19 protein-coding genes and 4 pseudogenes are annotated in these 16,383 nt (G+C 69.0%); 12 read left to right on the top strand and 11 right to left on the bottom strand.

Features of this window, described 5'->3' with window-relative positions:
• The first annotated feature begins 78 nt into the window (after nucleotides 1-78).
• Nucleotides 79-432: a hypothetical protein gene (locus tag ABZ562_RS12205; RefSeq protein WP_361476964.1), complete on the top strand. Its 354-nt coding sequence runs from the start codon at nucleotides 79-81 to the stop codon at nucleotides 430-432.
• Nucleotides 433-464: 32 nt separating this feature from the next.
• Here the strand turns inward: ABZ562_RS12205 and ABZ562_RS12200 are convergent, their stop codons facing one another.
• Both ABZ562_RS12200 and ABZ562_RS12195 read right to left on the bottom strand, forming a co-directional pair.
• Complete coding sequence (locus ABZ562_RS12200) at nucleotides 465-707, bottom strand: DUF6411 family protein (RefSeq protein ID WP_361477433.1); 243 nt, start codon at nucleotides 705-707, stop codon at nucleotides 465-467.
• Nucleotides 708-788: 81 nt separating this feature from the next.
• Nucleotides 789-1,328, bottom strand: a complete 540-nt coding sequence (locus ABZ562_RS12195) for an N-acetyltransferase family protein (protein WP_361476962.1) — start codon at nucleotides 1,326-1,328, stop codon at nucleotides 789-791.
• 145 nt (nucleotides 1,329-1,473) lie between these two features.
• On the opposite strand from ABZ562_RS12195, the gene ABZ562_RS12190 reads away from it, so the two are divergent.
• A complete protein-coding gene (locus ABZ562_RS12190; protein WP_361476960.1) occupies nucleotides 1,474-1,833 on the top strand; it encodes a hypothetical protein in 360 nt (119 codons plus the stop codon).
• Nucleotides 1,834-1,940: 107 nt separating this feature from the next.
• On the opposite strand, the gene ABZ562_RS12185 is transcribed toward ABZ562_RS12190, so the two are convergent.
• The 4 genes and pseudogenes from ABZ562_RS12185 to ABZ562_RS12170 all read right to left on the bottom strand — a co-directional run bounded on the left by ABZ562_RS12185 (nucleotide 1,941) and on the right by ABZ562_RS12170 (nucleotide 3,965).
• Nucleotides 1,941-2,252 (bottom strand): SCO5918 family protein, encoded by a 312-nt coding sequence (locus ABZ562_RS12185; RefSeq protein ID WP_361476958.1) that lies wholly within the window; start codon nucleotides 2,250-2,252, stop codon nucleotides 1,941-1,943.
• A gap of 82 nt (nucleotides 2,253-2,334) precedes the next feature.
• On the bottom strand, nucleotides 2,335-2,739 hold the full coding sequence (locus ABZ562_RS12180; protein WP_361476956.1) for a CBS domain-containing protein: 405 nt from the start codon (nucleotides 2,737-2,739) through the stop codon (nucleotides 2,335-2,337).
• A 49-nt stretch (nucleotides 2,740-2,788) separates the two neighbouring features.
• Nucleotides 2,789-3,523, bottom strand: a pseudogene (locus ABZ562_RS12175) (hypothetical protein); the annotation flags it as partial.
• A gap of 238 nt (nucleotides 3,524-3,761) precedes the next feature.
• Nucleotides 3,762-3,965 (bottom strand): cold-shock protein, encoded by a 204-nt coding sequence (locus ABZ562_RS12170; protein WP_361476954.1) that lies wholly within the window; start codon nucleotides 3,963-3,965, stop codon nucleotides 3,762-3,764.
• 403 nt (nucleotides 3,966-4,368) lie between these two features.
• Here ABZ562_RS12170 and ABZ562_RS12165 point away from each other — a divergent pair, with 403 nt between their 5' ends.
• A complete protein-coding gene (locus ABZ562_RS12165) occupies nucleotides 4,369-4,929 on the top strand; it encodes a hypothetical protein (RefSeq protein ID WP_361476951.1) in 561 nt (186 codons plus the stop codon).
• A gap of 273 nt (nucleotides 4,930-5,202) precedes the next feature.
• Here ABZ562_RS12165 and ABZ562_RS12160 read toward each other — a convergent pair whose 3' ends face one another.
• A complete protein-coding gene (locus tag ABZ562_RS12160) occupies nucleotides 5,203-5,592 on the bottom strand; it encodes a MerR family transcriptional regulator (protein ID WP_361476949.1) in 390 nt (129 codons plus the stop codon).
• Between the two features lie 672 nt (nucleotides 5,593-6,264).
• Between ABZ562_RS12160 and ABZ562_RS12155 the strand changes: the two are divergent.
• A pseudogene (locus ABZ562_RS12155) lies at nucleotides 6,265-6,399 on the top strand (ATP-binding protein); the annotation flags it as partial.
• A gap of 290 nt (nucleotides 6,400-6,689) precedes the next feature.
• Here ABZ562_RS12155 and ABZ562_RS12150 read toward each other — a convergent pair.
• The 3 genes from ABZ562_RS12150 to ABZ562_RS12140 form a co-directional block, all read right to left on the bottom strand.
• Complete coding sequence (locus tag ABZ562_RS12150) at nucleotides 6,690-7,250, bottom strand: ABATE domain-containing protein (protein WP_361476947.1); 561 nt, start codon at nucleotides 7,248-7,250, stop codon at nucleotides 6,690-6,692.
• 35 nt (nucleotides 7,251-7,285) lie between these two features.
• Complete coding sequence (locus ABZ562_RS12145) at nucleotides 7,286-8,404, bottom strand: aminotransferase class I/II-fold pyridoxal phosphate-dependent enzyme (RefSeq protein ID WP_361476945.1); 1,119 nt, start codon at nucleotides 8,402-8,404, stop codon at nucleotides 7,286-7,288.
• Nucleotides 8,405-8,475: 71 nt separating this feature from the next.
• Entirely contained in the window at nucleotides 8,476-8,943 is a 468-nt protein-coding gene (locus tag ABZ562_RS12140) for a DinB family protein (protein WP_361476943.1), read from the bottom strand.
• A gap of 566 nt (nucleotides 8,944-9,509) precedes the next feature.
• Here ABZ562_RS12140 and ABZ562_RS12135 point away from each other — a divergent pair.
• A pseudogene (locus ABZ562_RS12135) lies at nucleotides 9,510-9,806 on the top strand (MerR family DNA-binding transcriptional regulator); the annotation flags it as partial.
• Between the two features lie 219 nt (nucleotides 9,807-10,025).
• Here ABZ562_RS12135 and ABZ562_RS12130 read toward each other — a convergent pair.
• Nucleotides 10,026-10,159: pseudogene (locus tag ABZ562_RS12130) on the bottom strand (phosphotyrosine protein phosphatase); the annotation flags it as partial.
• Nucleotides 10,160-10,387: 228 nt separating this feature from the next.
• Here ABZ562_RS12130 and ABZ562_RS12125 point away from each other — a divergent pair.
• The 7 genes from ABZ562_RS12125 (at nucleotide 10,388) to ABZ562_RS12095 (ending at nucleotide 16,376) form a co-directional block, all read left to right on the top strand.
• Complete coding sequence (locus ABZ562_RS12125) at nucleotides 10,388-11,155, top strand: IclR family transcriptional regulator (RefSeq protein ID WP_361476941.1); 768 nt, start codon at nucleotides 10,388-10,390, stop codon at nucleotides 11,153-11,155.
• 100 nt (nucleotides 11,156-11,255) lie between these two features.
• Nucleotides 11,256-11,705 (top strand): carboxymuconolactone decarboxylase family protein, encoded by a 450-nt coding sequence (locus ABZ562_RS12120; RefSeq protein ID WP_361476939.1) that lies wholly within the window; start codon nucleotides 11,256-11,258, stop codon nucleotides 11,703-11,705.
• Entirely contained in the window at nucleotides 11,702-12,670 is a 969-nt protein-coding gene (locus ABZ562_RS12115) for a VOC family protein (RefSeq protein ID WP_361476937.1), read from the top strand. Before ABZ562_RS12120 ends, ABZ562_RS12115 begins: the two co-directional genes overlap by 4 nt.
• Nucleotides 12,667-13,491 carry a TIM barrel protein gene (locus ABZ562_RS12110; protein WP_361476935.1) on the top strand — a complete coding sequence of 275 codons (825 nt, stop codon included), beginning with the start codon at nucleotides 12,667-12,669 and terminating at the stop codon, nucleotides 13,489-13,491. Before ABZ562_RS12115 ends, ABZ562_RS12110 begins: the two co-directional genes overlap by 4 nt.
• A gap of 76 nt (nucleotides 13,492-13,567) precedes the next feature.
• On the top strand, nucleotides 13,568-14,914 hold the full coding sequence (locus ABZ562_RS12105; protein ID WP_361476933.1) for an MFS transporter: 1,347 nt from the start codon (nucleotides 13,568-13,570) through the stop codon (nucleotides 14,912-14,914).
• 9 nt (nucleotides 14,915-14,923) lie between these two features.
• The gene (gene aroQ / locus ABZ562_RS12100) at nucleotides 14,924-15,379 is read left to right on the top strand and encodes a type II 3-dehydroquinate dehydratase (protein WP_009719469.1); all 456 of its coding nucleotides are present in this window, start codon (nucleotides 14,924-14,926) and stop codon (nucleotides 15,377-15,379) included.
• Between the two features lie 97 nt (nucleotides 15,380-15,476).
• Entirely contained in the window at nucleotides 15,477-16,376 is a 900-nt protein-coding gene (locus ABZ562_RS12095) for a shikimate dehydrogenase (protein WP_361476931.1), read from the top strand.
• The last annotated feature ends 7 nt before the right edge of the window (nucleotides 16,377-16,383 follow it).

Raw genomic sequence — 16,383 nt, 5'->3', positions numbered from 1 at the left:
TCCTCCGGGCCGGGGATTGGTGCGCGACCGCCACCGCGCGGCAAGAGGCCGGGGCTCCGGTTACGGCATGCTAGGCGCATGTCCACAGCAGCCATAGCCGCCTTACGCGAGGTCCACGACTTGATCGTGACCTTCGACGATCCCTCCAGCATCCGCCGCGCCGCCGACGAACTGGACGGCGCCGCCGACAAGGTCGTCGCCTGCGCCGCGGAACTGGTCGACGTCACGGAGCCCGAGGATCTGCAGCTGCGCCTCTCCTTCGCCGTCAAGGCCATCAGGGCCGCGGAGAAGGCGGCGCGCGCCCACCGCCGCAACCCGTTGACCAGGCCCCTGTCCCATGCGCGCTTCGCACTGCACATGGGCGGGGCCCGCGGCTGGCTCCAGGGGACGCTGGAGAAGCTGGACGCGGCGCACACGCCCCCGTCCTCCTGAGCCTCAGGCGGTAACCTCCAGGGCCGTACCGCCTAGAACGGCATGTGGCCCCGGGCGCGCCGACCGGCGGAGCCGCTGCGGCCAACTGCCTTGGAGCTGCTGCGGAAGGGCTTGCTCAGGATCCGGCCCAGGACGCCGGGGGCCTTGCCCCCGGCGCGTGAACCGGCGCCCAGCGTGCGCTGGGTGCCCCGTTCGGGGTGGCGGGACAGGCGGGGAACAAGGAAGGCCAGCACGGCCAGAACGACACAGATGCCGACGATGGCGAAAATCATGATGAAGCACTCCTCTGTGAGGCGTGCCTGCCGACTACCCGCCCTGCCCGACAGCATGCCGCCCGCGCGCCCGGCCCCCACTGCTCATGCGGAGTCCTGCTCCGGCAGGGACCGTTGCAGGAGCATCGTGTCGACCCAGCGGCCGTGTTTATGGCCGACGGCGGTCAGCCGGCCCGCTTCGGTGAAGCCGAAGCGCCGGTGCAGCGCTGTCGACGCGTCGCTGCCGGTGCCGTCGCCGCCGGTGTCCGCGATGACCGCGATCATCCGCCGCTTCCCGGCCCGGACGGTCTCGTCGATCAGGCGGCCCAGCAGGGCGGTGCCCAGCCCCTGGCCGGTGGCGTCGGGGGCGAGGTAGATCGTGTCCTCCACCGTGTACCGGTAGGCGGGCTTGGGGCGCCACGGAGCGGCGTACGCGTACCCGGCCACGGCGCCCGACAGTTCGGCGACCAGGAAGGGCAGACCCCGGACGGTGAGGGAGCCCAGCAGCTGCTCCCAGTCGGTGGCGGAGCGGGGCGTCTCGTCGAAGGTGATCACGCTGTGGCGGACATAGTGGGTGTAGATGTCGGCCACGGCTTTCAGGTCGTCGTGGCTCGCGGGCCGGATGGCCGCTCCGGAAGAAGACATGTACACATCGTTTCCCAGCGGAGGCAGTTGACGCGAGCGACGGGGAACAACCGGTGCGCTCAGCGGGACCGCGGGACGATCTTGCATTTTCCTGTAGCACCACTGCTTCAGCTGCCCGGACGGCCGGTGATTAAAATCGTCTCTCATGTCGAAGCCTGACGAACTGCTCGTTGACATCGCCGCCCTGGTGGAGTCCGGGCACAGCAATCAGATGTCTCTGACCGTGGTAGCGGGTGGCGCTGTCATCACGGGGCGGCTGGCTCCGGAAGCCGTGTGGAGGCAGCGGGTGTCGGAGGTTTTGGCGGACTCGGCCCGCCTGAGCGATTTCTCCGCCGTCTTCACCGCTGCGACGCGCGAGGCGGAACCGCCCACGCATCTGCATTTCCATGTGGCGCGGATTCTGCAGGGCGCGGTGGGGATCCCGGAGACGGGTGGGATGTACCGGGTAGCGATCGAGGACGTCAGTGCCTGGACCATGGGCGACTTCAGCTACTCCGACCACTGACCCACTGCCGCGCCGAGAATCCCCGTCACGCGGTGAGGGTCCGACCGGTGCATTCCGGTCGGACCCTCACCGCTGCTCTTTGATGGCGGCTCGCGCCCGCCCGTCGGTCAGTTGGCCGCAGGGGCGCCGAGCATCGCGGACGCCTGTTGGAGCGGGCTGAGAACTCGTTCGGGCGCGGCGGCCCGGGGAAGGCCGCGGCAGGTGAAGCCGAGCTGGGTCATGGCCCGGAGGACTTCGCCGGCACTGAAATCGCGGCGGTCCTGGCGTGTGATGACCTGGCCGACCTGTTTGGCGGGGTAGGTGCGGCGGCCGATGGTCACGGACTCGCCGAAGATTTCCTCGGGCTTGACGCCCTTCATGGATTCCAGGACGCCGCTTTTGGTGAGGTCGAAGGGGAAGCGGGCGATGACACAGCGCATGCTGCCTCACAGGGAGAAGAGCGAAGGGGGATGGTTCTGCCGCGGTTGAGGCGGTTGAGGCGGTTGAGGGGGTTGAGGCGGTTCACCGGGCAAGGGCGAGGACGCCCAAGGCGCTGCCGTGTTCGTCGACCACGGGCAGGGCATCGAGCTGGCGGTAGCGCATCGCGTGCTGGGCTTCGGCCATGGTGGTCACGGGAGAGGTGAACGGGCCGCGGTCGCCGAGGACGTCGCGCAGCCGGATCCGGTCTGTGTACGCGGAGCTGTCGCGGACTGCGGTGAGCTGGGCCTGGGTGATCAGACCGGTGCACAGGCCGTCGTCGTCGCTGACGAGGAGGTGTACGGTGCGGGCGCTTGCCATGACGGACAGGGCGACCTCGATGGTCATGTCATCGCAGACCTGTGGTCCGGCGGTGTCCATGGCGTCGGCCACCGTCCTGTGCACGGGGGCGGCGTTTGCCGAGCGGGGCTGCATCTGAATCAGCGCCACAATGTGCCTCCTGTAGAGGTGGGTCATTTTCCTGATCAAGAAGGTTCTGGGCCGCCGCGTCGAAGGAGGACTTCCGCGCGGTCGCGCGCCGGGCAGCCGAAGCGGCTGCGTCGGCCGCGTGAGGCCGCGCTGCGCTTACGCCGCTCGGCCACCGGCGCGGTGATCCTCACGGGGATGCCGGAGGGAGTCCGGGCGCCGGTGATCCGGCTGAGTGCCTCTTCGCCGGAGCGGACCTGGGTGGTCTGGGGCACGATGCCGCCGGCCGTCATGAGGCGGTTCACGTCGCGGCGCTGGTTGGGGGCGACCAACGACGCTGCCGGACTCGCCGGCGCGCGGTACGGCCGTTGCGGTGAAGGTAGTCCTTGTGGTCGGTCGGCGGGTCGACGGAGTGGACGACGGGGTCGGTGAGGTAGCGGCGGACCTGTCGGTCGACGTTGCGGTCGAGGGTGGCGGAGAACAGCATCCGCCGGCCTTCGGGGCGGACCGGGAACGGGATGTTCAGGCCTTGCGTGGTCAACGCTGCCAGCAGCTGCTTGGGCATGCCGAGGTCGGCGAACGCCTCGACCGCGGGCGGCGCGGGAGCGATCGTCTCCGGCAGGGCTAACTCGCCCTGCACCGTGGCGGGCCGGCGGCCGTGGCCGCGCGAGCGGCTCCGACCGCCGGAACGGCTGGGTGCGGGCGAGCCGAAGCGGGCGCCTCGCCTCGAACCGGTGCTGGAGCCGAAAGCGGGGCTGTCGGTCCGGCGGGGGCGGGAAATACGGCCGTTCGTACGGGTGGGGTTCATTCAGAACCTTCCTCGACGGCACGCATCAAGGGAATTCTCGCAGCAGAAGAGTGGCGCGGGAATCACAAGAACGGGCCGAATGGAATGCGAAAGCGCATCCGGCTTGCAGCGAATCCGGTGCGGGCGCAGGCGATGAAATGAGTGACGTCATGCGGACGTGAAATCCAGGACGTCGACCGGTATAGCTCCGAAGGGGCCCGATCCCCGAGGGATGCGGGCCCCAGCTGCACGGCGCGCGTCAGGCGAGAACTATGTTCTCGGCCGTCGGACCCTTCTGGGTCGGCGCGATGTCGAAGGTGACCCTCTGGCCTTCGAGCAGCTCACGGAAGCCCTGACCGGCGATGTTCGAGAAGTGGGCGAACACGTCGGGGCCGCCGCCGTCCTGCTCGATGAAGCCGAAACCCTTGGCTGCGTTGAACCACTTCACGGTGCCTGACGTCATGCCATATCTCCTTTGGGGCAGTACGCCGGTATCCGCGGTGCGCGGATACCGGGTCGCCGCGATGATGCCCCGTCCGGAAAATGACCGGCAACACGAAAACGCTTCCGATGGCTGAAAATACCGGCGAAGGCGCTTGAAGCTTTGGGAACCACAACTGCAACTGAGATCGACACTAGCATGGAGTGGTGGTCCGTGTGCGTTTTTTTCGCTCTGTCAGTTGCGGTAAAAACGCTCCCCGCGCGGCGCGTTTAACCCTCACCTCGCGGTCATAGATATTGGCCCACCCGCAGGCGACGGCAGGGCCCGCGATTGGGCCGCCCGAAGCCGAGTAGATCGGCTGGTCGTGGGAACGATCAGGGCTTCCGAACGGACATCTCCGCTCGCCTACCCGCAAGGATCGCCGATGCTTCCTGAGGTCCGTCCCCACGTATCCGCACCCCTCACAGACCAGTTGGAACACCAGTTGGGCCTGGCTCCGGACCTCGAAGCCGGCCACCTCGATGTGGAGCGCGTCGCAGGCATCGCCGTCGTCGCGGCCGCCCACTCCGGTGGCTACGCGGCCATCGGCCATCTCCTCGGACTGCTGGCCGCGCTGCCTGCCCCCACCAAGGCAGGCGAACGCTTCTGGGCGGACCTGTGGAGGTCCTCCGGCACCGCCTACCTGCTACCCGCCAACATCAAGGCTGAGGTGCTGCAATCCATGGCAGGTGAAGGAACCGCCCTGGCCCGGCAGATCCTCTCGGCTGTCGATGAGATGACCCCGCCCCAACGCTTCGCAGCCGGGGAGGTGATCGGCCAGGCCCTCGCCGAGTCCGACCATCTTCCCGACCTCAAGACACAGGTCATCGGAGAACTGTGGCTCCGAGATCTCGAACTCACCGCCTGGCGCGTCTTGCACGCCGACCGCAGGTCGGACGATCCCGCTGGGCGGAAAGCCTTCCTCGAAGCCTGGACGAGCGTCTGAACGTCTGCTCCTCCAACCACACGACAGCCGCACCGAGCAAGCGGCACGCGAGCTTGAAGCGACCGGCTTCAGGCATTCCCGGCCGAGGTGGCGCCGTCCCCGGATACGCCTCAACAGCCGGGGGCGCGCAGCCATGGCTGCGCGCCCCCGATCCTGTGCATGGCAGGCCCTTTCGCCGCCCGGCGACGGCGGCTAACCGGACGCGGTGTTCGCGATCCATCGGCAGGGTCTTCCACGCGTTGCGGGAAATCACCATAGGGAACCACTCATGTGTCATGCCGTGACGTGTGTCTGCCGGGGCCCGCCGGTACCCGGCGGGCGTACCGTCTCAGGCCGGGGGTGGCCGGACGCTTCGGCGGTGCGGCGGTATTCGGCGTTGATGCGCTGGGCCTCTTCGAGCTGGTCTTCGAGGACGATGATGCGGCAGGCGGCCTCGATGGGGGTGCCCTGGTCGACGAGTTCACGCGCGCGGGCCGCGATGCGCAGTTGGTAGCGGGAGTAGCGGCGGTGCCCGCCCTCGGAGCGGAGCGGGGTGATCAGGCGGGCTTCGCCGATGGCGCGGAGGAAGCCCTGGGTGGTGCCGAGCATCTCGGCGGCCCGGCCCATGGTGTAGGCAGGGTAGTCGTCGTCGTCGAGACGGCTGTACGAGTCGTCTGCTGTCATCGCACCTCTCTGTGGAACGCGTCGAGGGGCCCTGGTGCCATATGGCACCAGGGCCCCGAAGGAACTGCTACACCATCTGCCGACCCTGGTACTGCGCCGGCCTTCTGTTTTCGCAGACCCGACCTGAATGCTGTCGGGGGTGCGGGGATCGCGGTTGCTTGACCGGAGACCACCTCACTATCGATGTCCCGCGGTACCCGGGCTCAAGACTTCCGCCCGGGCGATCCTGATGGCGCTCAACTCCTCCGTTCTTTCCCTCTGGATGAACTACTTACCAAACGGGAACTGCATACTGCTGGTACTGCGAACTGCACTTACTGAACTGCTACTGCGGTACTGCTCACGGCGGCCCCTGATCACTGCGGGCCACCCGGTCCGGTCGTCAGCCTCGTCGCCGTCTTGCGCAACTCTGGCTTCGAAGCTCCACCACCGCACCGTCCTGCGAACTTCAACTGCGTGTACTACTGCCCGGCAGTTCATCTCTGCCGGGCCCTGCTTGATCTCGGCTACGAGAGAAACCATAGCCACACCACCGCCCAATGTCTACTCCGGCCGATGCAGATTTCCGTGCGCTGGTCAGATAGATAGTCGACCTTGAACACGGAACGGTGCGTGGCGGCCCCGCTCCAATCGGGGACACCTGCTTTGAGCAGCGACGTTGCGTCGGCCTCGGTCGTCTCGGAGCTCGTCACCAACGCCCTGCGCCACGGCGGCGGCACCTGTGCCCTGGACCTGACCGCGCACCCGGACAGCATCGAGGTGGCCGTGCATGACAGCAGTCCGCAGGCACCGCGCATGCGCACCCCGGCACCGCCGTAGTGTCATCCATCAGCGGCAACGGCTCTCCGACCCAGCAAGGTCACGGAGTACGTGCACATCGGCGCGCTGTCACAGGGGTCCGCTCCCGTACCGCACCTGTCGCCGGCATCAGGCCGAAGGGCACAAGCGGCTGTGCGAGGTGCTGTGGCACCGGGAACTCGGCGGCACCCCCCTGTAGGCGGCGGTCGTCTCGCCCCGTGCGAAGCACGGCGGGTTCGGAGCCGCGGCCACCGGTACGGCAGGGCTCCCACCTGGCGGCATGCGACGCCGGGAAGCGGTCAGCGTGCCGCCTGCTGCCGCCGCTTGCGGTAGTTGGCCACCTTGTGCCGGTTACCGCACTCGGCCATGCCGCACCAGCGCCGGTTGGCGGACCGCGACAGGTCCACGAACAGCCGGGTGCACTCCTCGTTGAGGCACTCCCGCACGCGGGCGAAGTCGGTGCCGCCCAGCAGATCCACCGCGTCCCGGGCCACCGCGCCGAGCACCTCGTCGACGCTTCCGGTACGCGTCAGGTGACCGTTCTCGTCGAGTTGGAGCCTCGGCAGCGGCAACCGCGCCGCCTCGTTCACCTCGGCGAGGGCTTCCCGCGCCTGGCTGTCCGCGGCCGCTGTCAGGGGCCATGCGCCAACCAGCGTGTACACGGATTCCCTCAGACGGCACATTCTCGTCAGGGCGCGTGCGTCCAGCGGGCCGGGCGCGTCGAGAAGTCCGGCCTGGTGGATCCAGCGTCGCAGGTCGTCAGGGGAACGCAGCAGTTCGATGCGCCGGCTCCGCCGCCACAGCAGGGTGCCGGCGAGGTCCAGGCAGAGCCGTCCGCTGACGAAGACGAAATCATCCACACGGCCATGCTGCCAGGTGGTGTCCAGCACAGCCGTCACCCCTCCCGCCCGCCCAGTGCGTCGGCGACCCGGCCCAGGACCTCGTCCAGCACCTGCTGCGAGGCGGCGAAGTTCAGCCGTACAAACCCCGCGGCGTCGGGACCGAAGGGGACGCCGCCGTCGAGCAGGACCCGGCCGTCGCTGAGCATCTTCTCCACCGGTGGTTCGCCCAGGCCGAGCGGCCGGGTGTCCAGCCATGCCAGGTACGTGGCCTCGGGCAGGTGGTGGCGGACGGACGGGAGCCGGTCACGTACCACGTCGCGGACGCGCCGGCGATTGCGGCCCAGCACGGTCAAAAGATCGCGCTGCCAGGCGTCGCCGTGCTCCCACGCGGCCAGGGTGGCGACCACACCGAGCGGTGAGACGGTGCCGTACAGGTCGGGCGGCTGGGCGTCCCGCAGCACGAGGAGGCGGTCCGGGCCATAGTGCGTGACGGCACAGCGGATGGCCGCCAGGTTGAACGCCTTGGTCGCGGAGGTCAGGGTCACCGTGCGGCGCGCGGCGTCGTCGGACAGGCTCGCGAAGGGGATGTGCCGGTGGGGGGCGTAGGTCAGCTCGGCGTGGATCTCGTCGCTGACGACGAGCAGATCGTGGCGGCGCGCGATGGCCGCGAGCTCGCCGAGTTCGTCGTGCGTCAGCACCCGGCCGGTGGGGTTGTGCGGATTGACCAGGACGAGTGCCGTGCAGCCGGACCGCTTCACCGCGGTGTCCAGGGCGGCGAAGTCCATGCGCCAGCCGTCGTCGGTGTCCTCCATCGGGACGGGCACGATTCGCCGGTTCATCGTCCGCAACGTCGCCAGGAACGGCGGGTAGTTGGGAACCTGCACCGCCACCGCGTCCCCGTCCGACGTCGCGAGGTGAAGGACGAGTTGCAGACACTGGATCAGGTCGGTCTGCTCACGCACCCGGTGGGCCGGCGCGGCCCATCCATAGCGCTCGGCCATCCGCTTGGCGAAGGCCGTACGCAACGGACTGCCGTCCGGCCAGTCCGGATAACCGAGATCGCGGCGGTCGACGGCCTCGTGCAGCGCGGCCACCACCGGCGGCGGGGTGGGGAAGTCCATGTCGGCCACCCACGCCGGCAGGACGTCCTCCTCCGGACGGTGCCATTTCACGCTGCCGCGAGCGCGCAGCCAGCCGGGATCGAGGTCATCGAAGCCGGGAATTCCCCGAGTCGGCGCGGGCTTCATGCCGGGGCCCCCGCCCGCAGCAGATCGCGGGTGATCTGAACCTGCCCGTGATGCTGGGCCAGTTCCTCCAGTACGTGAAGCTGGACGCCCCGCACGCTCAGGGGACGATCAGGGCCCTCGAAGTCGGCAGGCGGCGTATTGCGCGGCGGCTGTGACGGCAGCGCCTGGCGCAGGTCTGCTTCCAGACGCGTGAAGAGAGCGTCGACCTCCCTCCGCAGGCTCCGCACGTCCCCCTTCGCCGTGAACTCGGAGGGCCGGTCGCGGTCGACGCGGCGCCCCGCGATCACGTGCCCCAGCCAGTAGTCGGCCACCGCCGTGCAGTGGTACGCGATGGCGTACGGGGAGTTGGCGCCGGGCAGGGGCGGCGCGGTGTTGCCGAGGTCGTCACCCAGTTCTTCCAGCGCGCCGAGCATCCCGCCGAAGGCGCGGCGAAGGAAGTACAGGTACTCGTCGTGATCGTGCACGGTGCCTCCTATCGGTCGGGAGCACCAGTATCAGCAGCCGTAAGACACCTGTCAAGACGGTGTCTGATCGACTGATCAACATGGCTTCTACGCGGTAATTACTGGAGTAAGAACTGCAGGACGAGTTGCGCCACAGTGCAATGTAACCGGGTTGGGTAGTGTCTCCGAGTCGCGGCTGCTCCGTCGGCGGGGCGCCCCCGATCCCGTCTCCCTGTCCATGGGTACGGTCGTGAACAAGCCCGTCGTGGCCAACCGGCGCGGCCAACCGCAGCAGATGCCGTGCCGGAGGGAGGTGGGCCTCCAGGAAGACGCCGCCCGGGCCGTCGAAGCACCCGTGCCAAGCTGAAACGCCTGGTCGAACCCGGCGTCCTCATCGAGGCCGACACCGGCAACTTCGCCAGGAAGCAATAGCTGACGGACCCTCCACCAGCGGCCTTGCCCCACCTCGGCCGGAAACGGGCATCACCGTACGAACCGCCCTCTGAGGCCGCATCCCGCGAGGGTTCCTGCGGCAATATCCGGCATCGGTTGAGTCTCCTGCGAAGGGAGACCTCAAGCTGAGGTGTATGGACAGCGACGGCCTCTACTCCATCGGAGAGTTATCCCGCCGGACCGGTCTGACGGTGAAGACCATCCGGTTCTACTCCGACCAGGGCATCGTCCCGCCGACCGGCCGGAGCCCGGCGGGCTACCGGCTCCACGGCCCCGAACCGCGCCGACTGGTAGCCGACTTCATCGACGACACCTTCAGGGACCTCGATGCCAATCCCGAGTTCGTGACCCTGATGCGATCCGCCATGCCCCAACTCCCCGACGGCCCGGCCCCCGATCAGATCGGGGCCTGGGTGGAACTCGCCGAACTCTGACAGAACGCCGGCTTCCGTGCGGTAGTGCGGCACATCGCCGAGGACCAGGCGGAAGACCCCTTCACCGCGGGACGTCAGCAGTCTGCACGACGGTCTCAACCCGCCGTCGCCATCGGCGCGGTTGTTGCGGGCTGGGCGCGTGACCGGGCGAAGGCGGTCGGGCGCGGGGGCTGACTGTGCGGCTGACGCCCCACAGCCGACCCGTCGCTCTCCGGCCTTCGCGTCGATCTCGGCGATCACGGATTCGACGTGCTTGTGGATCTCGTCGCGGATGGGGCGGACGGCCTCGACGCCCTTGCCCGCCGGGTCTTCGAGGGCCGGTCGAGGCACTTCTCGCCGGGGAAGACCGGGCCCCGCGTACCGCTGCGGGAATTCGTCATGCTTGCGCCGGCCGCATCCCTGCCCACCCCAGTCTTGAGCGAGACTCTGGACACACACATCACCACAGCATTCCAATGGACCCGCCGGCTGCTCGCAGCTGGAACACCCACCTATGGCGAGAGCTGCGGGTGACGCGGATCTGTCCAGTAAACACCGTTTCTGGAGATATCCGGGTTCAAGCGGTGAACGGAGGGACCATGGTCGAGATTCCGGGGCGCTCAGTAACGAGCAAGGTCGTCGCGCTTTTCGACGCCTTCGGCCCTGACTCCCCTGAGCTCACCCTCAACGAGCTCAGCGCCCGCACCGGGCTGCCCTTGTCGACGGCGCACCGGCTGGCCACCGAGCTCGTCGCGTGGGGCGGACTGGAGCGCTGTGACGGTGCCGGCTACCGGGTCGGGCTACGCATGTGGGAGCTCGGATCGCTCGCCCCTCGCGGCGAGTCGCTGCGCGACGTCGCCCTCTCGGTCATGCAGGACCTGTTCGAGGGGACCAAGGAGAACGTTCATCTCGCCGTCTGTCAGGACAGTCAGGCGCTTTACATAGAGAAGATCTCCGGGGCCGGTGCGCTGCTGGTGAAGTCGCGCCGCGGCGGGCGCCTGCCGCTGCACGCCACCGGGGTCGGCAAGGTGCTGCTGGCTCATGCGCCCAAAGAGGTGCAGGCCAATGTGCTGGCGGCACCACTGGCGCGCTTCACCCGACACACCATCGTCGAACCCGGCCGGCTCGTCCGGGTCCTCGACGACGTACGCGGCACGGGCGTCGCCTTCGCCTACGAGGAGCTCACGCTGGGGTCACTGTCGGTCGCCGCGCCCATTCGAGACGCCTCGGGAGCGGTTGTCGCAGCACTCGATGTCGTCCTGCACACCACTGGTGGACGCCCGGAACGGCTGGCGCCCGCCGTACGCACCGCCGCCATCTCCATTTCCCGCTCGCTACGTGACCAGCAGATTCGCTCCCATCCCTGACTTTTCCGCTCTGCGTTCCCGTTCAACGGGAACGCAGGCTTTCGCCACACCTGCCGCAGCCACGACTGTGACCTGTGCCACCGAAACGGGAAGGTCACCCATGACTGGCAGTACACCGGACGCCGAGGGCGCGGTCCCCACCACGGAGCAGCAGCACGAGATCGACCATTACCTGCAGACGTACCGCGAGATGGCGGGCTTCGTGCCACCGCGCATCCAGGCCCGTTTCGACAGCCTGGGCCGGACGAACCCAGAGCTGCTGCTCGCGCAGGAGAAGGTCCGCAACCTCGTCACCTACACCGATGTGCTGGATCAGAAGACCGTCCAGCTGATCCTGTTCGCAGTGCTGGCGGTGCAGCTGCGGGACGCGGCGAAGATCCACGGACATGCGGCCCGGCGAGCCGGGGCGAGCTGGGAAGAGCTGCAGGCTGCGATCAACCTCGCCTACCTCTTCGGTGGGGTCTCGATCGCCAATCACGCGCCGTCCATCCTGGAGGGCGTCGCCGAGCTGGAAGCCAAGGCCGTCGCTGAGGAAGGCACGGTGCGATGAGCAGCCGCCCGGAGCCGATCTACGACATCGCCCAGCTCGGCCACGCCGAGCTGCTCACGCCCCGGCTCGAGGAGTCCGTCGCGTTCTTCACCGAGGTCTACGGACTGACCCTCGTCGGCGAGGACCCCGGTCGGGCGCACCTGCGTGCCTGGAACGACGACGTCCTGACCTCACTCACTCTGACGGGCGCCCCCGAGGCCGGTCTGGGCCACGTGGCGTGGCGGGCGACCAGCCCGCAGGCCCTCGAGCGACGCGTCGCCGCGCTGGAGAAGCAAGGCGTCGAGGGCACCTGGCATGACGGCGACTTCGGCCACGGCAAGGCCTACCGCTACACCGGCGTCGGCGGACATGTCCAGGAGGTGTACTTCGAGACCGAGAAGTACGTGCCGCCGCCCGGCGAGGCGCCGGCCCTTCCGAACCAGCCGCAGCGCTTCGCCCCCCAGGGCGCCGCTGCTGCGCGCATCGACCACATCAACCTGCTGGTGCCGAACGTCGCCGAGGCGAGCCGCTGCCAGCAGGAGGCCCTCGGGTTCAAGCTGCGTGAGCGGCTCGTCCCCGCCGGGGGCGACGAGGTCGGCGCTTGGCTGTCGGTCATGACGAAGGCCCACGACCTCGCGCTCACGAAAGAACCCGCCCCCACCACTGGACGGCTGCACCACCTGGCCTATGCCGTGCCCGAGACCTCGGATGTGATCCGCGCCGCCGACGTCTTCCTCGAGAACGACGTGTTCATCGAGTTCGGTCCCGCCAAGCACTCGCGCACTCAAGGTTTCTTCCTCTACGTGTACGAGCCCGGCGGCAACCGCGTCGAGGTGTTCACCGGCGGGATCCACATCTTCGCGCCGGACTTCGAGACCGTCACGTGGGACACCGAGTCGAAAGGCCGCGGCACCGCGTGGGGCCTGGGCGTGCCGGAGTCGTTCCACACCCACGCGACCCCGCCGTTCGGAGGGGCGCCCGCGTGACCGGGCTGACCGCGAGCTACGTGACGCTGCACGGGGCCGGGTTCACCGATCCCGCGCGCACTCCTTTCGCCGCGCGGGCCGCCGCTGCCGCGAGGGCGGGATTCACCGGGATCGGTGTGCAGTTCGCCGACCTCGCGGCGCACGGCGGGGTCGGTGCCGTGCGCACCGTGGCCGCCGATACCGGGCTCGCCGTCACCGAGGCCGAGTTCCTCGGCGGGTGGGCGCTCGCCGAGTCGGTTGCGGTGCCGTCGGACGCCGAGGTCACGCTCGCTGAGGCTGCGCGCGCCTGGGGGCCGCTCCGGGTCACCTCCGGCGAGTTCGCCGCCGGACCGGCCGACCCCGGACGCGCGGCCGACCGCCTCGCCGAACTGGCTGCCCGGTTGGCCCCCCTGGGCGTCACCCTGGCGGTGGAGGCATTCGCCTGGGGCGCCCTGTGCGACTATCCCGCGGCACTCGACGTGGTCCGGCGCAGCGGGGCGCCGAACGCGGGGGTGATGATCGACATCTGGCACTGGTTCGCCACTGGTGCCGACGCCGCCGTGCTCCACGACATCGACGCACGGGAAGTCGCCGGCGTCCAGCTCAACGACGGTCCCCGGGTCCGCCCGGACGACCCGGACATGCTGCACAAGGCCCGTTCGACCCGGTTACTGCCGGGCAGGGGTGAGCTCCCCGTCCGCGCGCTGGTCGCGGAACTCCGCAGCCTCGGCTACACCGGCCCCTGGTCGGTCGAGGTCAACGATCCGTGGTTCCGCGCCCTGCCGGTCGACGAGGCCGCCCGGCAGGCCTTCGCTTCGGCCACCGCCGTTCTCAACGGCTGATCCGTTCGGACCTCCGGTCGCCCCGGCGTGAATCTGTCACAAAATCCAGCTCGAACCTGACACAAGGAAGTGTCTCGTGTCCCATACGAAGACAACGGGCCAAACGCCCCGGAAGGCTGCGCTCGCGTCTTTCCTGGGCAGCATGGTCGAGTATTACGACTTCTTCATTTACGGATCGGCGTCGGCGCTGGTCTTCAGCCATGTGTTCTTCCCTGACGCCGGCGCGGCCACGGGCACGCTGGCCGCGCTGGCGACCTTCGCGGTCGCCTACATCGCCCGGCCGATCGGCTCGTTCTTCCTCGGCCACTTCGGCGACCGGATCGGCCGCAAGCGCGTCCTGATCTTCACGCTGGCCACCATGGGGGGTTCGACCGTCCTGATCGGCTGTCTTCCCAGCTACTCCGTCATCGGCGTCTGGGCACCGATCCTGCTGGTTGTGTGCCGCGTGGCGCAGGGGTTCTCCGCCGCAGGCGAGCAGAGCGGCGCGAGCTCGATGACCCTCGAGCATTCTCCCGAGGGCAGGCGCGGCTACTTCACCAGCTTCACTCTCTCCGGGACCCAGGCCGGGCTGGTCGTGGCGACGCTGGCCTTCATCCCGGTCGCGGCCCTGCCGACCGAGGCCCTCTATTCCTGGGGCTGGCGGGTGCCGTTCTGGGCCAGCGCGGTGGTGGTGATCGTCGCGATGATCGTGCGTCGCACGCTGGAGGAGCCGCCCGCCTTCAAGGAGATGAAGGAGAGCCAGGAGGTCGTCAGGTTCCCGCTGATGGTCTTCATTCGCCACTACTGGGGCTCGTTCCTCCGGATCGTCGTCTGCCACCTCTACGCCACGATCTCCACCACCGTGACCGTGTTCGGCCTCGGGTACGCGGTGGAGCAGTGGAACATCTCGCGCTCCTCGATGCTGTGGACGATCGTGATCTCCAACATCGGCCAAGTCGTCACGATCCCGTTGTGGGCCAAGCTGTCGGACAAGATCGGCCGCCGCCCGGTGTTCGCCATGGGTGCCCTGGGCTGCGCCGCGTCGGTGTTCGTCTACTTCTGGGCCATGACGACCTCGAACTGGTCACTCGTCGTGCTGGCCTCGGTCCTGCTGGGCTCGGTGTGCTACGCCGCGCCGAACGGCGTCTGGCCGTCGCTGTACGCGGAGATGTTCGATGCCCGGGTCCGCTACACCGGTTTGGCGGTCTCGACCCAGTTCGCAAACGTGCCCCAGGGCTTCCTGCCCACCATCGCCGCGCTCATGATCGGCACGGGTGCGTTCGGCTGGGTTCCGCTCGCGATCCTGCTCGCCGTGCTCTGCGTGCTTGCCGCCGCGGCGGCCTGCGCAGGCCGCGAGACCGCCCACGTGCCGTTGCAACAGCTGGGACGCACCCCGCGGACGACCGCAGCGGCCCCCGCAGCCCGCGTGACCACCACCTTGTGAGGAGCCTCCATGCGGCACGGCCGCCTGCTGATCCTGAACGGCCCGAACCTGAACATGCTCGGGACCCGTGAGCCCGCCCTCTACGGTGCCGACACCCTCGCCGACGTCGAGCGGATCACCGCGCAACGCGCAGAGGCGCTCGGATACAAAGCCGACTTCTTGCAAAGCAATTGGGAGGGCGCGCTTGTCGACCGGCTTCACGAGGCGCGCGGGGGTACGGACGGCGTCGTGATCAACCCGGGTGCGTTCACCCACACGTCCGTGGCATTGCGTGATGCGCTGCTCGCCTCCGAACTGCTCATCGCCGAGGTGCACATCACAAACGTGCACAAGCGCGAGGAGTTCCGGCACCACTCCTACGTCTCCGACATCGCCGAGGCAGTCTTCGTCGGAGCCGGGATCCAGGGCTACGTCTACGGGGTCGAGGCGCTGGACCGTGCCCTCGTACGGAAGGACGCCCTATGAGCGCGCTGCGGACCGGCACCGTCACCCCGCGTTCCGCGGTCGCCACGATCCGGGTGATCGAGCCCGTGCTCGCCTCGGCCGACCCCGAGGGGGAATCGTGACGACTCTGCTGACGGGCCTGATCGGAAGCGGGATCGGGTTCTCGCTGTCCCCTGCGATGCACGAGCGGGAGGCCGCAGTGCTCGGCCTTGAGCTGCGCTACGACCTGTGGGACCTCCACGCCCTGGGGGTCTCTCCGGGTGATGTCGGCGACCTGTTGCTGCGAGCCAGGGACGCCGGCTACCGGGGCCTCAACATCACCCATCCCTGCAAACAGCTGGTCCTCGCGCACCTGGACACCCTGTCCCCTGATGCGGCGGCGATCGGCGCGGTGAACACCGTGGTCATCGGTGAGGATGGCTTCGCGGGCCACAACACCGACTGGACCGGCTTCCGGCGCGGCCTCGTCGACGGGCTCGCGGGCGCCCCGCTGGACCGGGTCGTTCTCGTCGGCGCGGGCGGGGCGGGCGCCGCGGCGGCCTACGCGCTGCTCGACCTGGGTACTGAGCGACTCGACGTCGTCGACACCGACCCGGACCGGGCGGCTCGCCTCGCCGCCGACCTCGACCCGTACCGGGTCCGCGGTGGCAGACTCACCGAGCTCCCGACGCTGCTCGGACACGCGCACGGGGTCGTGCACGCGACCCCGGTCGGGATGGCTGATCACCCCGGCCAGGCAGTGCCCGGCAACTGCCTGCGGCCCGACCTCTGGGTCGCCGAGATCGTGTTCCGGCCGCTCCACACCGCTCTGCTCGCGGCCGCCGCCGAGGCGGGCGCGGTCTTCCTCGACGGCGGACGGATGAACGCCCACCAGGCCGCCGATGCCTTCCGGCTGTTCACCGGCCTGGAGCCGGATCCCTCGCGGATGTACGCCCACCTGCGCGAACTCGTCGCCCCTGAAGCCTCCCGCGCTCCGCTGAGCGGGGTGCTCTCTCCCAACCCGATCGAGAGGATGTGACGGTCCC

The organism is Streptomyces sp. NPDC019937, from assembly GCF_040631655.1.
Taxonomy (GTDB): Bacteria; Actinomycetota; Actinomycetes; order Streptomycetales; family Streptomycetaceae; genus Streptomyces.
This window is presented reverse-complemented; position numbering and strand designations above follow the sequence as displayed.

Coding starts and splice junctions, on each gene's coding strand:
- ABZ562_RS12205 (WP_361476964.1), top strand. CDS start 79: ATGTCCACAGCAGCCATAGCCGCCTTACGCGAGGTCCACGACTTGATC.
- ABZ562_RS12195 (WP_361476962.1), bottom strand. CDS start 1,328: ATGTCTTCTTCCGGAGCGGCCATCCGGCCCGCGAGCCACGACGACCTG.
- ABZ562_RS12190 (WP_361476960.1), top strand. CDS start 1,474: ATGTCGAAGCCTGACGAACTGCTCGTTGACATCGCCGCCCTGGTGGAG.
- ABZ562_RS12185 (WP_361476958.1), bottom strand. CDS start 2,252: ATGCGCTGTGTCATCGCCCGCTTCCCCTTCGACCTCACCAAAAGCGGC.
- ABZ562_RS12170 (WP_361476954.1), bottom strand. CDS start 3,965: ATGACGTCAGGCACCGTGAAGTGGTTCAACGCAGCCAAGGGTTTCGGC.
- ABZ562_RS12165 (WP_361476951.1), top strand. CDS start 4,369: ATGCTTCCTGAGGTCCGTCCCCACGTATCCGCACCCCTCACAGACCAG.
- ABZ562_RS12160 (WP_361476949.1), bottom strand. CDS start 5,592: ATGACAGCAGACGACTCGTACAGCCGTCTCGACGACGACGACTACCCT.
- ABZ562_RS12125 (WP_361476941.1), top strand. CDS start 10,388: ATGGTCGAGATTCCGGGGCGCTCAGTAACGAGCAAGGTCGTCGCGCTT.
- ABZ562_RS12120 (WP_361476939.1), top strand. CDS start 11,256: ATGACTGGCAGTACACCGGACGCCGAGGGCGCGGTCCCCACCACGGAG.
- ABZ562_RS12115 (WP_361476937.1), top strand. CDS start 11,702: ATGAGCAGCCGCCCGGAGCCGATCTACGACATCGCCCAGCTCGGCCAC.
- aroQ (WP_009719469.1), top strand. CDS start 14,924: ATGCGGCACGGCCGCCTGCTGATCCTGAACGGCCCGAACCTGAACATG.